This window comes from Pseudomonas sp. TWR2-1-1 (assembly GCF_049897045.1).
Lineage (GTDB): Bacteria > Pseudomonadota > Gammaproteobacteria > Pseudomonadales > Pseudomonadaceae > Aquipseudomonas > Aquipseudomonas versuta.
The window spans coordinates 68,593-86,499 of the sequence record NZ_JAFCVM010000007.1 but is presented as its reverse complement, the minus strand read 5'-3'; the positions used below and the strand labels follow the sequence as shown (position 1 = coordinate 86,499).

Here is a 17,907-nt window from a genome sequence, read left to right as displayed (position 1 = left end):
TGACTTATACGAAATGGCTCTTCCACGTGCACACATAACCGCAGTGCTGAAACGTCTTGCGCGTCTCAAATCGGTTTACATCATCCAATGGGGAATAAACATGTGTGCCTGTCGTTCCAATTTCAGCCGTTGTATCTAGGCACAGGCCTGCGCCTGTTTCATCATGATTTCACCGCTTTGCCGTGCGGATGCCGACGTGGATCCATGGGAAAGTTTTAACCGGCCTGTCTTTGCATTCAATGACAGGCTGGATACGTACGCGCTGAAGCCACTTGCCCGGGGGTATCAATTCGTCACTCCGCGCATTGCTCAAGACGGCGTGCATGACTTCTTCAATAATCTGGGGGAGGTCAAAAATCTGGCTAACAATCTTCGCGATGCGCCAGCCATGCTGCCCGACGCCTACGCCAACCCCGTTCGTTACATCGCCGACGTCCCGACGCGTAACAGCCTGTACGGCGTCAGCATAATCGACGGACGCGCTCAATATTTAAAAGCCGAGAAGCTCATCACTGGCGATAAATACAACTTTATTCGAAGTGTTTATCTGCAAATGCGGGTCGTGCCATCGAGCCAGGATCAGAATGAAGCTGCAATTGCCTGTGGGAGTTGTTGATCTGACATACACGGCTGGCGACAGGTCGCTCTGTTGCATCGGGCCGCCTGCTCAAACTCTGCGCCACGGATCTCGCCATCTGAACCAATGAACCTCAGGGCGCTGTTGCAGGGCGGCAGGTGCCGAGATCAAGGCAGATCGGTCGACGAGGGCTTTGGTTTGGTTCTGAAGTGTGAGGTCCGCACGTACCTTCCAAGCAACCACACGCCGTAGGCAATGACTGCCGCGAGTACGCAAAATATCCAGACGCCCAGCACCTCTCCGAATCGATAGGATGTCAAGTACACGGTAAACACCAGCACTGCAGACTTGATTATGGTTTTTGTAACTTCGATCCATATCAGGATAGCGACGGCGTAGAGCGGGAGTGAGGCCGCCAGGCGAAGCGAGTAGAGCGCCTTGTTCATGAGTAGCGTCTTCCTTGAAGGGGCGTATTGAGCGCGACATGTTAAGCGCTTCTCACATCAAGTCCAGCCACCCGCCCCGCAAAGCGTTGCCTGCCCGGAGTAACATCTGCTCCCCTGGCCCGGGGATGAGCGCAAAAGGCCTGGCGACCGACACGGGCGCTCCGGCGCCCACTATCGGCGTATTGCCCGCTGGTGTTATTGGGTGTTGGCCCGGTGTTCCGGCTGTAGCTGAATGCGCCAAAGCTCACGGTGACCTTTAAAGGCAGTTCGACCATGCAGCATGGTGTGGTTGTTGATTAAAGTGATATCGCCGGTCTGAAACTCAACAGCGAAATGATTGGCCGCCTGCAGGGAGAGGCTGGTCAACTCGTGTTCCAGTGCACTCATGTCAGTATAAGTGGACGACTCCAGGATTCTGGAATAATTAAACTGCACACCACCGGGGTTATTTTCTTCATCCCACATTTGCCACCAGCGCAGAACTTCTTTGTGGGTTCCGGGTGCCTCCATGATCAGGGGGTAGTTTCTTTCTATGCCGCCAAAATATGAAAGCTTCACTTGATAAGACAAGGTGGTTTCGCGCAGCGCTTTTCTCTTGTTTCCGTGGAGGGTAAGGGGCGCCATCGTACAATCAATCAGGGTGCTCAGCCCGCCTTCCAGGGTTGCATTTTTATGGCAGTACAATAAAAATTCTTTTGGCGTGTACTCATGGTATTGATGGATGGTTTGATCTATGTCCATGTAAGGAGGAGGGGAGGGCATATCCCAGTGAAAGGGCAATGCTTCCTGTGATTTAACAGAAGAACTATACGAGTCGCCTTCACGCTCTGCTTTCACAACGTGGGTGGCACCAAAGTTCCATTGAAGGAAGCGCCCGCGCTGTGAATACCATGATTCAAGACGGTCAATGCTTTCGAATGGGGTGAAACCACGGAAGACTAACAGGCCGAACTCGCTTAACAGGTGGCTGATGGCGCTGTTGTCAAATAAAGAGATGTCCAGTTCTTTTTCAGTGCTTTCGATCAGCAGGCCGCAGTTTCTTTTATACAAAGAGAACTTCAGGGTTTTTAACGCTTCTCTGGCGTTCGCGCCGGACACAGGCAAATCCAGTAACAGCCATTTGTGGGTATCAAAATAGACCGGAACAATAACGCTGTTGCTGTCCTCTTCTTTCAGGGTCACCAGTCTGAGTTTGTCGACCCGATATTCTCCGGTACGCGATACAAACGTCATGCAGTTATGCCAGGGGGTCTTGAATGTTGCGCGGTCAAAGAACTGGACGGTATGTTTTGCGCTCTCATCAGGGTGGTGATGAATGCTCAGGCGTATGTGCTGCGGGAAGATTTTAACAAGGAAGCGATCCAGTGCTACGCCCTGGATCATCATGCCGCGGGTAAAATCTGACATCTTCTTGTTTCTTTGGGTATTGCTCAGCCCCTGGTTCGCCTGTTTGAGGTCGTCGGTGATGAATCTTTTCAACGCGATATATTTTTTATGGGTATCGCTGTCGTTGGCAATCCGGCTGTCCAAAGCACTTTCGTATTCGCCATCACCGTAGCGTATTCTTAAAACCTCGCTCTGCTCAGCATCGGGGTAGGAGGCAAAATCTTCGTAGTCGGATAAAGACTTGACGTGTAACGCTCCCTCGCAATTAAATTCGCTGACAATGGCCTTCAGGTCTTTGTGGTAGTCATAATAACTCTCGGGGGCGACCGATATATAATTTGAGAACGTGTGAAAGTCCGAGAAAATAATAAACTCGACACCGGGTGCATACCGTTCTTCTATTTGTCGGATGGTCGACACTATTTTTTTGACTGCCGCCCACTCTGTCATATCCAGTTTATTGGAAAGGCATTTTTCCGGGCTGCTGCTTTTACTGGGAAACGCCGGCAGAAGAAAGCGTAAAGGCTCATTGTCAGTCACACTTTTCGACACTTGCTGTTTGAGAAGTGTAGCGCCATAAGTGGAGGGTTTTCTATTTAGCAGGAGCGTTTCATACAGAATACCTAACAGGGTGTCGGACAGGGGTTTTAAGGCGCAAGTGTTCATGAGATCTTGACTCTTCCTTGATATTTAAATGTTGTAGATTCTTAATCTTGCCGCATGGGAGTACACATTGCGTTGAGAATCATCCTAAAAAACGGCGTCCCGCTTTCGGTCGTTCGCAGTATTAGGCTGTAGGGGGGAGTTTTAAGAATTGTCTGATTTCGTTGTCTCTTTAAAGAAAGTGGAGCTGTTAGAACATTTATTCTTCGGGCTCATGGGGTAATAAGTTATTTCGCAAAAGATCCTATTGCGTCTTCTGAGTAATTGAGCATCTCTGCAATGGCATGTGCCTTCGGGCCAGGATGCTCAGAGGCGTTGGTCAGGCAGGTAAAGGTAACCGGCAGCGCTCAATTGCATCCTCCCTCCATACCCCGGAGTGCGCCGCATCAGGTCCGCGGCAGCAGTTCATCAATCACCTGCAAGCAATGGTTGAGCCCGGGCGATACGTCGCCAACCCGCTGGCTGAGGATGATCGGCGAGGTCGCGTTGTCTTCCAGCAACGGGGTAAACCCGATGTCGTCGCGGTGCAGCAATTGCACCGAGGCCGGTACCAGGGTCACCCCCATGCCCGCGCCCACCAGGCCGATGGCAGTCTGCAATTCGTTGGTCCATTGCGCGACATGGATGTTGACGCCATAGGAGTCGAACAGCGCTATCACATGGTCGGCATAACTGGGCCGCGGGTTCACCGGGTACAGCACGAAGGGCTCCTTCGCCAGTTCACGCAGGCTGATGGGGCCTGCCAGCAGTCTATGCCCGGCAGGCAGGGCTGCGACCAGGCGGTCTTCGGTGAGTACGGTCTGGACGATGGCCGGGTCGGCGATGTGGATACGGCCGAAACCTATGTCAATGCGCCCGGCCTTGAGCGCTTGTACCTGCTGCAACGTGGTCATTTCCGAAAGCCCGAGTTCGAGCTCCACAGACTTGCCACTGCGCAGGCGGCGAATCAGCTCCGGCAGCACGCCATACAGGGTCGACGGCGCAAAGCCGATACCCAGCCAGGTTTTTTCACCTGAGCCGATGCGTCGGGTGTTATCGCAAACCTTGTTCAATTGTTCGAGCAGGGCAGTGCTGTGCTCGTAAAAAAACCGCCCGGCATCGGTGAGCTTCAGCGGCCGACTACGTTCGAGCAGCAACACCCCCAGCTCGTCCTCCAGTTGCTGGATCTGACGGCTCAGCGGCGGCTGGGCAATGTGCAGCAACTCGGCCGCCCGGGTGAAGTTGAGCGTTTGAGCCACCACCTGAAAATACCGCAAATGACGCAATTCCATCGGAGTCTCCAGAAGCAGTTTTCATACCCTACAGGTATCAAGCTAGACCAATTCTATATTGGTATCGCGAAAAAAGGCGCACCAGAATCAGTACCAGAATTTCAAGAACCTGACGGGTATAGACATGCTTGCAACAGCCATTGAATCGATCGAGACGATCATTGTCGATTTGCCGACCATACGCCCGCACAAACTGGCGATGCACACGATGCAGAACCAGACCCTGGTCCTGATTCGTGTGCGTTGCGCCGACGGTATTGAAGGGATTGGCGAATCTACCACCATCGGTGGCCTGGCCTACGGCAACGAAAGTCCGGACAGCATCAAAACCAACATCGACTGTCACTTCGCGCCACTGCTGCTGGGTCAGGACAGCAGCAATGTGAATGGCGCCATGCTGCGGTTGGAACGCAGCATCCGTGGCAATACCTTTGCCAAATCAGGTATTGAAACGGCGCTGCTCGATGCCCAGGGCAAGCGCCTGGGCCTGGCGGTCAGTGAACTGCTGGGCGGGCGGGTCCGTGATGCGCTGCCGGTGGCGTGGACCCTGGCCAGTGGCGACACCGCAAAAGACATCGCCGAAGCAGAAATAATGCTCGACCTGCGCCGTCATCGCATCTTCAAGCTGAAAATTGGCGCCGGTGAAGTCAGCCGCGATCTGGCACACGTGATTGCCATCAAAAAAGCCTTGGGTGATCGCGCCAGCGTTCGGGTCGATGTCAATCAGGCCTGGGACGAATCTGTTGCTTTGCGCGCGTGCCGGATTTTGGGGGCTAACGGGATCGACCTGATCGAGCAGCCTATCTCGCGCAACAACCGCACGGGCATGGTGCGCCTTAACGCCATGAGCCCGGCGCCGATCATGGCTGACGAATCCATCGAATCGGTGGAGGATGCATTTAATCTGGCACGTGAAGGGGCGGCTTCCATTTTCGCCCTCAAGATCGCCAAAAACGGCGGCCCCCGGGCCGTGCTGCGAACCGCAGCCATTGCGCAGGCCGCGGGTATCAGCCTGTACGGTGGCACCATGCTGGAAGGCGGTATCGGTACTCTGGCTTCAGCCCATGCCTTTATCACCCTTGACAGGCTGGCCTGGGACACCGAGCTGTTCGGGCCGTTGTTGCTGACCGAAGACATTCTCAGCGAGCCGCTGGTGTACCGCGATTTCGAGCTTCACGTTCCACATACCCCGGGCCTGGGCCTGACCCTCGATGAAGAGCGCCTGGCGTTTTTCCGTCGCGACAAAACGTCCACTGCCATCCATCCAGTCTAAGGAGCGCCGCATGCTGTTCCACGTAAAAATGACCGTGAACCTGCCAGTCGACATGAACCCGCAAGCCGCTGCCCGGCTCAAGGCTGACGAAAAAGCCCTGGCGCAACGCCTGCAGGAGCAGGGCAAGTGGCGTCACCTGTGGCGCATTGCCGGGCTCTATGCCAACTACAGCGTGTTCGATGTCGACAGCGTCCAGGAGTTGCACGACCTCCTTATGCAGCTACCGCTGTATCCGTATATGGCGATCGAGGTCAACGCCATGTGCCGCCATCCTTCGTCCATCCGTGAGGACGACAGCTGAGTCCTGCCTGCCGGGTTGGTCAGGCTAATAATTACAAGATGAGGAAGCACCATGAACGCCAAGATTTCCCATACTGCCAGCGCCCAGAAATTTCTCGACGAGGCCAGCGGCCTGCACAACGATGCGGGCGACCCGCGGGTCAAAGCGCTGGTCAGCCGTATCCTGCGGGACTCGGTAACCATCATCGAAGACCTTGCCGTGACTCCGCAAGAGTTCTGGAAAGCCGTGAACTACCTGAACGTGCTGGGCTCGCGCCAGGAAGCCGGGTTGCTGGTGGCAGGCCTTGGGCTTGAGCATTACCTGGACCTGTTGATGGACGCCGAAGACAAGCAGGCCGGCAAATCCGGCGGCACCCCGCGCACCATCGAAGGCCCGCTGTATGTAGCGGGTGCGCCACTGTCCAACTTCGAAGCACGACTGGATGACGGCCTCGACCCGGGCGTTCAGCTGTTCATGCAAGGCCAGGTCAAAAACACCGCCGGCGAGCCCCTGGCAGGAGCCGTGGTCGATGTGTGGCACGCCAACACGGGCGGAACTTATTCCTATTTCGATGCCAGTCAGTCCGAGTTCAACCTGCGTCGGCGAATCGTCACCGATGCCCAAGGCCGTTATCGTTTTCGCAGCATCGTGCCGTCAGGCTATGGCTGCCCGCCGGACGGTCCGACCCAGCACCTGCTCGATCAACTGGGCCGCCATGGCCAGCGTCCTGCGCATATCCACTTCTTTATTTCTGCGCCGGATCATCGCCACCTCACCACTCAGATCAACCTCGACGGTGATCAGTACCTGCATGACGATTTTGCCTACGCCACCCGTGACGAGCTGATCGCCAAAATCAGTTTCAGCGATGACCAGCAGCGCGCCGCAGAGCATGGCGTCAGCGGCAGGTTTGCCGAAATCGAATTCGATTTCACCTTGCAGTCCTCGGCCCAGCCGCAAGAGCAGCAACGCCAGGAGCGGGTTCGCGCGCTAGAGGACTGATCACCTCAAAAGCCGGGCCGGGCCACGGGATAAACCTCAGGTTTATCCCGTGGCTTTTTGCGTTGTGGTCCGCAGTGAAAATCCGCCAGGGCGAGACTGCATCACCAGCTGAGCCTGACCCCCGCGTTACCACTGACACCCGCCAGGGTATTGGTGTCCAGGTTGGTGTTGTAATCCGCCGCCAGGTACACACTCACCGTCGAAGACAATCGCGCCACCACCCCGACCCCCAGGTCGGCGGAGGAGGATTTGTGGTCGCTCTTGATCCGGTCAACGTCATCGTAGGTAACCGTGTCGCTGCCGCCGAAGGTGTGCCAGGCGTTGGCGCGCAGGTAGGGTTCAACCGGTGTGTTTTGCACCAGATAGCGGCCCTTGAGACGTGCGCCCAGGCGGCCGGTCCAGTAGTCCTGGGAGTCATATGAAACTTTGGAAATGCCATCGTTCTGGCTGTCCATGTCGATCTGCTGGTTGATCACCTGGACCTGTGGCTCCACCACCCAGTGTTCGGAGATTGCTATTGGATAGCCGGCTTCGGCGGACAACGCCAGGGCATGGCCCCTGTTGTTCATCTTCACCCCGCGCTCGGATTTGTTATCGCCGTCCAGGCGGGTGCCCATGGCCACCAGGTCCACGTACCAGCCATCCTTGGGATCGGTCAGGGTCCAGTAGGCGCCCAGGTTGTCGCCATCGAGACTGACCTGGCCCGAGCGGCGGCCCTGGAAGCCCTCGGCAAAGCCTTTGACGTCACCCTGCAAGCGGCTCTGGCCGACGAACAGGCCCAGGCGCTGAATCTGCCCGCCATTGGTTTGCCAGGCGTAAAGGTCATGACCGACTTGATAGCCCTTGATCGAGCCGTCGAAACTCGGCGATACCGTGCCGCTCCAGCTCTTGTTGAAGTCACTGCCGTACACCCGGCCCCAGCCTGCCGCAACTGCACCGGTTTCGCTCAGCAGGCTCTGTTCGCCCTGGCGGTCATGGAAGGTGCCCAGGGCTTGCAGGGTCAGCAATTGCGCAGCCGGCACCACGACCGAGTACACCGGTACTTCGAGGCGATACAACGGGATCGGAGCGGCCCCGGCGACTGCCGTTGGCAGCGGCGGGGTGGTGGCGGCCGGTTCCGGTGAAATTTCTGCGGGCACCTGGGTCGGCGGTGGCGCAGGGGGCGTAACCGGTGCCACGGGCTGCGGCGTCGGTGGTTCGACCACAGGCTCGTCAGGCGTGGACGGCGGTGGCACGGTGGGCGTCGGCGGGATCGGTACCACCACCGGTGGCACGGGCGGTACAGGTGCTACCACCGGAGGCTCTACGGCCACCACGGAGGAGCGCAGGTACCAGTTGTTTTCCGAGCCGGCGGTGACCCCGCCCTTGAACAGGTAGTACTGATAGGCCCCCGCAGACAGCGAGCCTTTGAGGGCAAAGGCGTCGGTGCTGCTGGTGGCACCGTTGAGTGCCTGCACCACTTCGATCCCGTTGCTCTGGGTGAGGCCGCCAAGACCGCCGAGGTTGGTCACGGCCAATTGGGTATTGCCGCTGATAGTGCCGTCAGACACCACCAGTTTGTCCGTGGCCGAGGTGTCATCCCCGAGCACCGTTTGCAACCACAACTGGCCATTGTTGCCGACATAGTTGCCGTGCACCGTCAGCGTGTCGGTGGCGCTGTTGCTGCCGGTGGTCATGTCGATTATCCCGGCGTTGTTCAGGGTGGCCAGCTGGCCGGCTGTATAGGGGCGGATGCTGCCTTGGGTCACGGCGAGTACGCTGCTGTTGTCGATGGAAAATGTCCCGCTGTTGCTGGCGCTGTCACCGAGGTAAAAATCCCCGGCCAGGTCGAAGTGCGAATTGTTGTTGAGATTGACTGTTTCCCAGCCGATGTAACGGGCGGCGTTGCCGGAGGTGGTGTGATCGAAGGTCAGTTGGTCATTGCCCTGCCCGCCATCGATGGACGGGGTGCTGCTGAGCAGGCTTTCGTTCAGGCCGCTGAGCAGTGCGGTGTCGTTGCCGTCGCCCATCAGCACGGCGGATTTGATCTGACCGCCATTGATCCAGTTCAAGGTGTCGTTGCCGACGCTGGCGCGAATCTCGCCGTTGATCACGCCGCCGCTCACGGTAATGCTGTCGTCTCCGCCGCTGGTGCTGATATTGCCGCCGATGGTGCCGCCGGAAACAATGATGGTGTCGCGATCAAAGCCGGTCACCAGATTGCCGAGGATCGTTCCGCCGGACATGTCATAGATGTTCTTGTCCAGTTTCATGTCGACCCGGCCAATGGTGCCGCCGGTCTGCTTCGCTACATCACCGTCCTCGAACGCCCCGACGATGGTGCCCGCGGTCATCAGGAACGTGTCCCGGCCGTCGCCCTGGGCCAGGGACTGAATTTGCCCGCCGGTCATCACGAAGTCGTCGATGCCGTTGCCCTGGGACACGGCGCCCGTGACCGTACCGGCACTGATGCTGAAGCGGTCGGGGCCGTCGCTCTGAGTCACGGTACCGACAATGCGCCCGGAGTTCATGTCGACCACATCGGAGCCCGGTCCGGTCACGATGTTGCCGTTGATGATGCCGGTACCGCCGGCGGGCAGCGTCAGAGTGACATTGCCGACCGTATCCGTGAGACCGGTGGGGCTGCTGCCACTGTCGCAGACATAGTTGTCAACGCCGGGCCCGGTACTGAGTACGCAAGCCGCCTGAGCCTGCTGCGGGGCAAGACTGAGCAGGGAAAGGACCCCTATGCCAAGAACACGAGATTTGGGCAAGATTCGTTCCGGGCGCATAAGGCTTCTCATTTTTTTTTGTTAAAAGATGTTTAATCTCTAGCTCAAGGTTCTCGGGGAGGCAATTAACCGGGTCTGCCAATTGGCTATAGCGGGTGTAACTAACGGATATTAATGCCCGGTGGTGGGTGCGACTTGCAGCGCCGTTCACCGCTCTGTTGCCTGGCGCCTCGCGCTTCAATCCTTGCCTGCCTATCCCCCGTCTGCCTGACTGGCGAGTGTTTTTCCTGCGATGTAGCCAAACGTCATACCGGGCCCGAGGGTGATGCCTCCGCTGGGGTAATAGCCCTGCATGATGCTGTTCATGTCATTGCCCACTGCGAACAAGCCCGGCATGGGCCGGCCATGATTATCCAGCACCCGGGCACAAGCATCGGTATTGAGCCCGGCGAAAGTGCCGAGGCTGCCGGGCACCAGCTTCACCGCGTAGAAAGGCCCATGGCGCAAGCTGCCGAGCGAAGGGTTGGGCGTATGCCGCGACTCTCCTTGAGCGCGGTTGTACAGCGACTTTCCACGCTGAAAAAACGGATCGCAGCCTTTCTCTGCGTATTCATTGAAGGTGCTGACCGTGGCTTGCAACTGTGTCTCATCAATCGCGCATTGCTGCGCCAGACCTGCCAGGGTTGCGTCCTTGAACAGATAGCCCTGGCGAACATACGGCGCCGTGGGGAACGGAAAGGGCTTTGACCAGCCCAGCCCATAACGGCGTTGCGCACGGTGATCGCAGACAAGCCATGAGGTGGTCGTTTGCCCGGGCCCGGTGCCATTGAACACGGCACACATATAGTCGTGGTAGGAATCGGCCTCGTTAACGAAGCGCCGGCCATCCTGACGCACGGCAATGAACCCGGGTTTTGCGCGCTCCATCAAATGGGGAAAGCCACTGAATCCGCCATCGGCGCGCGGTACCCGAGACACCGGGGCCCACGCGGCGGCATGGGGCATGTCCTGTGCAATACCCGCGCCGACACTTTCACCCAGGCGCAGGCCATCGCCGGTATTGCCTTTGGGGGCCGCGCTTAAATGCTCGGTGCCATCAGGCGCATGGGGAAAGAGGCGGGCGATCCGCTGTTGATCATGGGGGAATCCGCCGCAGGCCAGTACCACGCCACGTCGTGCACGGATTTCAAACAATTTTCCGGACCGCTCCACCCGTGCTCCGACTACCCGTTCACCCTCGCGAAGCAGCCCGCGCACCGGCGTATCGGTCAGCAGCCGGACCTTGCGATCCACCGCGCTCTTGAGCAGTCGCGCCACCAGTGCATTGCCATTTACCAAGTGCATGCCCCGCCCATGGCTGATCAGGTCGCGGGCATGGCGCAGCAAGCGCCTGGCGGTATACAGGGCTGAGGCCGGGGAGCGCCGGGCATTGAGCAGATGATTGAGATCGGCACCGCCTGCAATGCCCATTCCGGCCAGGCTGATGATATCCAGCGGGCGCCGCAGTTTTTTAATCCAGGGGCCCAGTCGCCGACCATCGAACGGTTGTGCGCAGACCGAGCGACCGCCTTTGGAGAACCCTTCGCTGGCATGAAAATCAGGCATTTGGCTGCCGGAGAAAAACTGCACGTCGGTATGGCGCTGGAAGAACTCGACCATTTGCGGGCCCTGTTCAAGGAACATCTCCATGCGAGAGTCAAGCACCTCGCAATGCAGCTCATTGCGCAAATAGGTCCTGGACTGCTCAAGCTCTTCAACTATCCCGTCAGCCACGGCCAGCGGGTTGCGAGGAATCCACAACCAGCCGCCCGACCACGCGCTGGTCCCCCCAAATACCGGTTCTTTTTCTGCGACGATAACGTCGAGTCCGAGTTCGGCGGCGGTGACCGCAGCTGCCAGGCCCGAAGCGCCGGAACCTACGACCAGGACATCACAGAACATTGGCTGGTTATTTTGCATAAGGGTTACCGCAACAAGGAGTGAGGTTGGGCCAGACCGGCCGGTGGCATGACATTGCCCTTGAGGAACACCGCGATGCCAGCGATCAGGGCCGGGACTGCCAGGGCGGTAAAGACGGTTGCGAATGTCCAGCCGGCCCCTAGCATGTGGGCTCCGGCGAACCCGCTGGCGATTGAACCCAGCCCGCCGATGCCGCGCATCCAGCTGACCCCGGTTGCGCGCGCCTGGGTGGGATAGAAATTGGCCGCCAGTGCATACATGCAGGCGTTTGCGCCGTTCATACAGAACCCGGCTGCCGCCGCCAGCAGGGCGAACAGGGCGAAGCCGTGGCTGGCGGTGCCGATCAGGTAAATCGCCAGGCCGCCCAGCAGGTAAACCACAGCGAGTGTGCGGTGCGGGTTACTGCGATCAATCAACCAGCCCAGTAACAGCGAACCGACAGTCCCGCCAAACTGGAACAGAGCCGTGATCAGCGCAGCGTCGCTGACGCTCATGCCATTGTCCTTGATCAGCGTCGGTAACCAGCTGCCCAGCAGGTAGACCAGGAACAACCCCATGAAATAGATCAGCCACAGCAGTAAGGTGCCGGTAAAAAAGCCCCTGGAGAGAATCTGCCCGATCGGGCTGGAGACAGTAGCAGGGGCCTCGTCAACGCTCAGGCATGCTTGGCCGTTAGCCTGATCCGGTGCCAGTTGTTGGATGATCCGGGCACTGCGGGCGTGGTGCCTGGCAGGTCGTCGGGCGACCAGCCAGCGCAAGGATTCAGGCATGGCGCTGATTAACAGGGGTAATGCCAGTAAGGGCAGCAGGCCGCCCACCAGCAAGATGCTTTTCCAGCCGAAAACCGGAATCATGTAAGCCGAAGTAAATCCGCCCGCTGCGGCGCCAAAAGTGAAGCCGCTGAGCACGACGGTAATCAGCATCGATCGGCGTTGCAGCGGTGTGTACTCACTGACCATGGTCCCGGCGTTGGGCATGGCCGCCCCCAGGCCAAGGCCCGCCAGCAGCCGCAGGGCCACCATCCAGTCCAGGTCGGGGGCGAAAGCCGAGGCCAGGGTCAGTGCGCCGAAGAATGCTACGGCGCAAATCAGCACCGGCTTGCGTCCCACACGGTCCGCCAGGGGCCCGGCAATCAGGGCGCCGATGGCCACGCCGATCAGCCCCGCACTCATGACCGGGCCCAGGCTCAGCTTGCTGACGGCCCAGTCGCGGGCCAATTCAGGGGCAATGAAACCCATGATTGCTGCATCGAAACCATCCAGGGCGATGACCAGAAAACACAGCAGCACTATTCGCCACTGCATGGGAGTCATGGGGCGGGTGTTGATCAAATGGTCGACATTGACCGACGGCAGGGCGCTCATGGCGGCCTCCATTATTGTTCTTATTAGCGAGGGCTCAGCCGCTCGCAGGTGCAAGCGGCTGAAGGCTGTGATCAATCAGTTCAAGGGTGAAAAATCGGTCGGGCGCAGCAGTCGGGACTCCAGGGTTACCACGGCGTCCAGTTCTTTGTTCTGGCTGGCGAAGGCCTGCCAGCGGGGGTCGGCCGCCATTGCGCTACGGCGGGCAATACGATCGTCGAGGCTGGCATAGCCCCAGATATGCACCACTTGATTGGCCTCGCCAAATTCGGTGGTGAAGAAACCGACCAGATTGCCCAGATACTCTTGCTGCACGGCCAGCGCAGCGCTTTTATACAGGGCCAGCCAGTCACCGAGTTTGGTGGGTTTAATGGTGTAAGTGCGCAGTTCGTAATACATGGTTTTCTCCAGAGTGAGACAGGTGTGAAGGGGGCTCTTGCAACTGGCGGGCGATATCGCTCGCCGCGAGATAGCCGAAAGTGAGGCCGGGGCCCAGCGTGATGCCGGGGCCGGGGTAGGTGCCGTCCATGATCGAATTCATTTCATTGCCCGCGGCATACAGGCCCGGGACCGGAACACCCAGTCGGTTCAGTACGTTGGCCCGGGCATTGGTGACCAGCCCGCGGGCAGAACCGAGGTCACCGGTAAACAACTGGATGGCGTAATAGGGCGCTTTGCGCAGCGGCCTGATGCACGGATTGGGGGTATGCAGGGGGTCGCCCATATAGCGGTTGTAGGCCGTGCTGCCCTTGCCGAACTGGTGGTCCATGCCCTGTTCGGCGTCGGCGTTGAACTGCGTCAGGGTCTGCTGCAGGTTGGCAGCATCAACCCCGGTCAGACGCGCCAGTTCCGCCAGGCTGTCGGCACGCAACAGGTAGCCGGCATCAATCAGCGCACTGTTGTCCACCGGACGTGGCCGCGCCAGGCCTAGGCCATAAGTGTTGAGCGCGTCGGCATCGCAAATCAGCCAGCAAGGCGCATTGGCGCCATCGTTGGCGAACATGCTTTCGACGAAGCTGTGATAGGAGTCGGACTCATTGACGAAACGCCTGCCCGCGCCATTGACTGCGATCACGCCGGGTTTGGCACGGTCGGTCACAAGATGCGGGAAGCGCTCCACACTGCCATCAGCCTTATGCAACACCGAGACCGGGGCCCAGAAGAAGTTGGCCTTCAGGTGTTCGCCCATTGCCGCCTGGACCGAAGCTGCCAGCTGGTGCCCATCGCCGGTATTGGTGGCAGGCGACATGCTCCAGTGTGGCGCACCGGTAACCGGTCGCAGTTCGGCTGCCCCGGGGCTTGCGGCGCACCCACCGGTGGCCAGCACGACGCCGCCATGAGCGAGTACCGAGCGGGTCTGCCCGCGCCAGCTGATCCGGGCACCTGCGACCCTTGAGTTCTCGACTATCAATGATTCTGTAGAGGCTTGCAGCCACAGGTCGACACCATTGGCCAGGGCCGTGGTGGCCAGGCGGGCGATCAATGCATTTCCGACCGTGAGGCGGGTACCACGCGGGTGACTGATGCGGTCTATGGCATAACGCCCCATCAGTTTGAGGCAGTGCCAGAGCGATTTCGCCGAGCGTTTGCAACTGAGGAAGTGCTGTATATCAACGCGATTGACCATCATGCCGCCGAACAACAGCATGCCGTCGGGTGGGCGTTGCAGGTCTTTGAAATGCTCGCCCAGCCGGCGCCCGTCGTACTCGTCGATTTCCAGTGCACGGCCAGTCTGCGTACCGCCGGGCAGGTCAGGGTAATAGTCCGGGGACAGCGGGCGCAGGCTGTATTTCAGTTCGCTGTGGGTTTGCAGATAGCGCAGGGCTTCACGGCCCTGTTCGATAAAAGCCTCGACCAGTTCGGGTTTATAGCCTTTGCCGATCACCTGCTTGAGGTAATTGCGCATCTGTTCTGCCGGCAGATGGTGGCCGGCTGCCCGGGCCTGATCGGTATCGTGCAGCCACACCGCGCCGCCGGAAATTGCCGATGTGCCGCCAAAGGCCGCGGCCTTTTCCACCAGCAACACTTTGAGGCCCCGGCTACTGGCCGTCACTGCGGCGGCGAGCCCTGCAGCGCCGCTGCCCAGGACAATCACGTCATAACTCAGGGCAGGAATTTGCGTCGGCTGGGGAGTCGTTTTAGTCATGGTTCATCACCTTTCAAGAGCACCGGCGGGTCAGATCTGCAGGGGTGTCACGCCCATGAAATGGCCGAGGTTGCCCAGTTGCGCCAGGGCCATTTGCGGACCGGTCTGGATCGGGCAACCCATGCGCCGGGCGAAGGCAAGAAACGGTGTAATGACAGGGGACGTCACGACATCGGCCACCAGTGTCGTACTGGTGAGGGTTTCCATCAGGGCAGCGGGCAGCGGCATGGGACCGTCATCGCTGGCATCCATACCAACCGGCGAGGCGTTGACGACCAGGTCCAAGCCACTCAGCGAGGCCGGGCACAGGTCGATGACAACGTCTGGAAAGTCTCTGCGCAGGAGGTTGCCGAGCGCCTCTACGCGCTCTTTACTCAGATCGTTGATGGCCAGCCGACTGACGCCGGCCTCGCACAGTGAATAGGCAATGGCACTGCCTACACCGCCGGTGCCGATCACCAGGGCCTGTTTGTTCTGCGCACTGAAACCCTGCGCGCGTGCGGCATTCAGAAAACCTTCACCATCAACAATGTCACCCACCAGGCGCCCGTCAGGCTCGCGGCGGATCACATTGACGCAGTGCAAGGCTTTTGCGCGGTCGCTGAGGCTGTCCATATGACTGGCGAGCACTTGCTTGTAAGGCACTGTCACCACGCAGCCGCGCATGTTTTGCCAGCCGCGCAGGGCTTTTACAAAGTCTTGCAGCGCACTGTGCTGCAGGTCGATGGCGAGCATGGCGATGTTCTGCTGATGGTCGGTGAACCAGCGGTTGAAGTTTTCCGGCGACTTCACCTGAGCAACAGGTGAGCCGACGATGGCGACCAGTTCAGTCGAACCCTGAATCATGTGGAGCTCCCGCTTATTGGCTTGTTGTGGGCCAATACTGCGAGCGGGCTGTAAAGCGGACAATCAAGTCGAGGCGCTTGTGCATTGATAATCGCACTGCCAGTGCGATAATCGCGTTAATTTCCAATAATAAGAGCACAGCCGGTGAAACAGCCCACCATCCATTCCCGTGATTTGATCGTCGGCCTGCAAAAAGGCCTGGCGTTGTTGCAGCTGTTTTCCCAGGAGCATCCGCGATTGAGCGTGCCCGAGGCGGCCAGGCTGGCCGGCATGACCCAAAGCGCTGCCCGCAGATTTTTGCTGACGCTGGTGCATGACAGCTTCGTGCAAACCGATGGCCGTTATTACTGGCTCACCGCCAAGGCTTTACGCATTGGCCAGGCGTACGTCGACTCGGCGGTGTTGCCGCGCATGCTGCGCCCGATTGTCGAACAGGTGGCCCGCAGCACTCAGGAGCATGTCTCGGTGGGGGTGCGCGACGGTGATGACATCGTGCATATCGTCCGTAGCCGCTACAGCCACATCACCTCAATGTCGATCCGCCCGGGGTCACGGGTGCCGATGTATTGCACCGGCAGTGGCCGGCTATGGCTGGCGAGCCTGACTGCGCCGGAACTGGACGCCTATTTTTCGCGCAACCCGCCACGAGCCATAACGCCTTATACCCTGACGGATGAAGCACGGATTCGCGATGAAATAGCCCTGTGCGCCGAGCGTGGCCATGTGGTGGTGGACCAGGAGTATGAAGTGGGCATGCGGGTATTGAGCGTGCCGCTGATTGATCGCGACCGGCAACTGCAGGCGGCCCTGACCCTCACCACCCATGCTTCCCGCATGACCGTGGCCGAGATGCGTGAACGTTATCTTTCAGCCCTGTATGAAGGGCAGGCGTTGCTGAGGCCGATCATGATGCTGTGAAGTGCGAAGCCGGTATCCTGGCGGGCGCCGGCCTGAACAGGTCTGCTACCCCGGCTCCACCTGCAACTGCTGTTCAAGGGGTTCGCCGTTGCGTATGCACTCGATCAGCATGGGTTCGGCGGCATCGCTGGCGAGGGCCAGATCAATCACGCCACCGAGCACTTCGTCACTGGCGATGAACACGCCATTATCGTCAGCCAGCACCCAGTCACCGGGGCGCACAGTCACTGCGCCACAAGTGACCGCCACTCCCATGGCACTGCCCGGATCGCTGCGCAACTTGGTGGTCAGCAGGCTGGTACCGCGGGCAAATACCGGAAGGCCCGCTTCGCGCAGTTCGACGATGTCAGTCACCACCCCATCGACAATGATTGCCTTCGCCCCCCGGATCGTGGCTGCGCAGGCAGTCACGGTGCCCACACATGCGTGCTGGTGATCGCCTTGCATGTCGATCACCAGTACGTCGCCCTCGCACAAAGCGGCCAACGCCCGGTTGACCGCATAAGCGTCGGCATTGACAACCCGTAGCGTGAAGGCGCGGCCGACCACTTTTACCCCGTTCAGCTGCGAGCGAATCTCGTGGCTGACGAATCCTTCTTCGAGGTAGTGCCCCAGTGTGGCGAAGCTCACGCGTTGAAGTTTTTCCCGTAGTTCATCGTTGTTCATGGACGGGTGCCTTTTAGTTCAGCGATGCAGTCAATTTCCAGAGCCACGCCCCATAGTGATACGCAGACCGTGGTCCGGGCCGGTGGCGCATGCCCGAGCACTTCGCTGTAGACGCGGTTGAACGGTTCCAGTTGTGCCGGGTCGGTCAGGTAGCCATTGACCTTGATCACATGATCGAAATCGGAACCTGCTGTGATCAGAATTGCCTCCAGGTTGCGCAACGTCTGACGTACCTGTTCTTCAAAGCTTTCAGGTTGCGAGTCGAGCCCGTCATGCGCCGGAATTTGCCCGGCGGTAAACACCAGATTGCCGCTGATAACGGCCTGGGAGTAGGGGCCGACCGGGCCGATCGTTCCGGGAGCTGCGCTAATGCGTTTCATGTATGACCTCATCAAGGCTAAG

17 protein-coding genes are annotated in these 17,907 nt (G+C 59.1%); 5 read left to right on the top strand and 12 right to left on the bottom strand.

Annotated elements, in window-relative coordinates; genetic code table 11:
* Window positions 1-163: 163 nt before the first annotated feature.
* Complete coding sequence (locus ACP7BO_RS17915) at window positions 164-616, top strand: MlaA family lipoprotein (protein ID WP_426211850.1); 453 nt, start codon at window positions 164-166, stop codon at window positions 614-616.
* Here ACP7BO_RS17915 and ACP7BO_RS17910 read toward each other — a convergent pair.
* From ACP7BO_RS17910 to ACP7BO_RS17895, 4 genes are all read right to left on the bottom strand, one after another.
* Complete coding sequence (locus tag ACP7BO_RS17910) at window positions 580-687, bottom strand: hypothetical protein (protein ID WP_426212079.1); 108 nt, start codon at window positions 685-687, stop codon at window positions 580-582. The genes ACP7BO_RS17915 and ACP7BO_RS17910 overlap by 37 nt on opposite strands.
* Window positions 688-744: 57 nt before the next feature.
* A complete protein-coding gene (locus ACP7BO_RS17905; protein WP_397454179.1) occupies window positions 745-1,023 on the bottom strand; it encodes a hypothetical protein in 279 nt (92 codons plus the stop codon).
* A 195-nt stretch (window positions 1,024-1,218) separates the two neighbouring features.
* Complete coding sequence (locus ACP7BO_RS17900; RefSeq protein WP_426211848.1) at window positions 1,219-3,075, bottom strand: L-tyrosine/L-tryptophan isonitrile synthase family protein; 1,857 nt, start codon at window positions 3,073-3,075, stop codon at window positions 1,219-1,221.
* A 383-nt stretch (window positions 3,076-3,458) separates the two neighbouring features.
* Complete coding sequence (locus ACP7BO_RS17895; protein ID WP_060693430.1) at window positions 3,459-4,343, bottom strand: LysR family transcriptional regulator; 885 nt, start codon at window positions 4,341-4,343, stop codon at window positions 3,459-3,461.
* Between the two features lie 124 nt (window positions 4,344-4,467).
* Between ACP7BO_RS17895 and ACP7BO_RS17890 the strand changes: the two genes are divergently transcribed.
* Genes ACP7BO_RS17890 through catA form a run of 3 tightly spaced genes read left to right on the top strand, consistent with a single transcriptional unit; the run spans window position 4,468 to window position 6,898 of the window.
* A complete protein-coding gene (locus tag ACP7BO_RS17890; RefSeq protein ID WP_426211846.1) occupies window positions 4,468-5,616 on the top strand; it encodes a muconate cycloisomerase family protein in 1,149 nt (382 codons plus the stop codon).
* Window positions 5,617-5,626: 10 nt separating this feature from the next.
* On the top strand, window positions 5,627-5,917 hold the full coding sequence (gene catC, locus ACP7BO_RS17885) for a muconolactone Delta-isomerase (RefSeq protein ID WP_060693427.1): 291 nt from the start codon (window positions 5,627-5,629) through the stop codon (window positions 5,915-5,917).
* 51 nt (window positions 5,918-5,968) lie between these two features.
* Window positions 5,969-6,898 (top strand): catechol 1,2-dioxygenase, encoded by a 930-nt coding sequence (gene catA / locus ACP7BO_RS17880; RefSeq protein ID WP_426211844.1) that lies wholly within the window; start codon window positions 5,969-5,971, stop codon window positions 6,896-6,898.
* 101 nt (window positions 6,899-6,999) lie between these two features.
* Here the strand turns inward: catA and ACP7BO_RS17875 are convergent, their stop codons facing one another.
* From ACP7BO_RS17875 to ACP7BO_RS17850, 6 genes are all read right to left on the bottom strand, one after another.
* Window positions 7,000-9,681, bottom strand: coding sequence for an autotransporter outer membrane beta-barrel domain-containing protein (locus ACP7BO_RS17875; RefSeq protein WP_426211842.1), 2,682 nt, complete (start codon window positions 9,679-9,681; stop codon window positions 7,000-7,002).
* A 180-nt stretch (window positions 9,682-9,861) separates the two neighbouring features.
* Entirely contained in the window at window positions 9,862-11,568 is a 1,707-nt protein-coding gene (locus ACP7BO_RS17870) for an FAD-dependent oxidoreductase (RefSeq protein ID WP_426211840.1), read from the bottom strand.
* A gap of 5 nt (window positions 11,569-11,573) precedes the next feature.
* The gene (locus tag ACP7BO_RS17865; protein ID WP_426211838.1) at window positions 11,574-12,932 is read right to left on the bottom strand and encodes an MFS transporter; all 1,359 of its coding nucleotides are present in this window, start codon (window positions 12,930-12,932) and stop codon (window positions 11,574-11,576) included.
* A 75-nt stretch (window positions 12,933-13,007) separates the two neighbouring features.
* A complete protein-coding gene (locus ACP7BO_RS17860) occupies window positions 13,008-13,328 on the bottom strand; it encodes an NIPSNAP family protein (protein WP_060693375.1) in 321 nt (106 codons plus the stop codon).
* Entirely contained in the window at window positions 13,297-15,075 is a 1,779-nt protein-coding gene (locus tag ACP7BO_RS17855; protein WP_426211836.1) for an FAD-dependent oxidoreductase, read from the bottom strand. The genes ACP7BO_RS17860 and ACP7BO_RS17855 overlap by 32 nt, the downstream gene beginning before the upstream one ends.
* 30 nt (window positions 15,076-15,105) lie before the next feature.
* Window positions 15,106-15,921, bottom strand: coding sequence for a shikimate dehydrogenase family protein (locus tag ACP7BO_RS17850; protein ID WP_426211834.1), 816 nt, complete (start codon window positions 15,919-15,921; stop codon window positions 15,106-15,108).
* 144 nt (window positions 15,922-16,065) lie between these two features.
* Here ACP7BO_RS17850 and ACP7BO_RS17845 point away from each other — a divergent pair, with 144 nt between their 5' ends.
* On the top strand, window positions 16,066-16,839 hold the full coding sequence (locus ACP7BO_RS17845) for an IclR family transcriptional regulator domain-containing protein (RefSeq protein ID WP_397457183.1): 774 nt from the start codon (window positions 16,066-16,068) through the stop codon (window positions 16,837-16,839).
* 45 nt (window positions 16,840-16,884) lie between these two features.
* Here the strand turns inward: ACP7BO_RS17845 and ACP7BO_RS17840 are convergent, their stop codons facing one another.
* Both ACP7BO_RS17840 and ACP7BO_RS17835 read right to left on the bottom strand, forming a co-directional pair.
* On the bottom strand, window positions 16,885-17,505 hold the full coding sequence (locus tag ACP7BO_RS17840) for an RraA family protein (protein ID WP_426211831.1): 621 nt from the start codon (window positions 17,503-17,505) through the stop codon (window positions 16,885-16,887).
* Window positions 17,502-17,885, bottom strand: a complete 384-nt coding sequence (locus ACP7BO_RS17835) for a RidA family protein (protein WP_426211829.1) — start codon at window positions 17,883-17,885, stop codon at window positions 17,502-17,504. The genes ACP7BO_RS17840 and ACP7BO_RS17835 overlap by 4 nt, the downstream gene beginning before the upstream one ends.
* Window positions 17,886-17,907 lie beyond the last annotated feature (22 nt).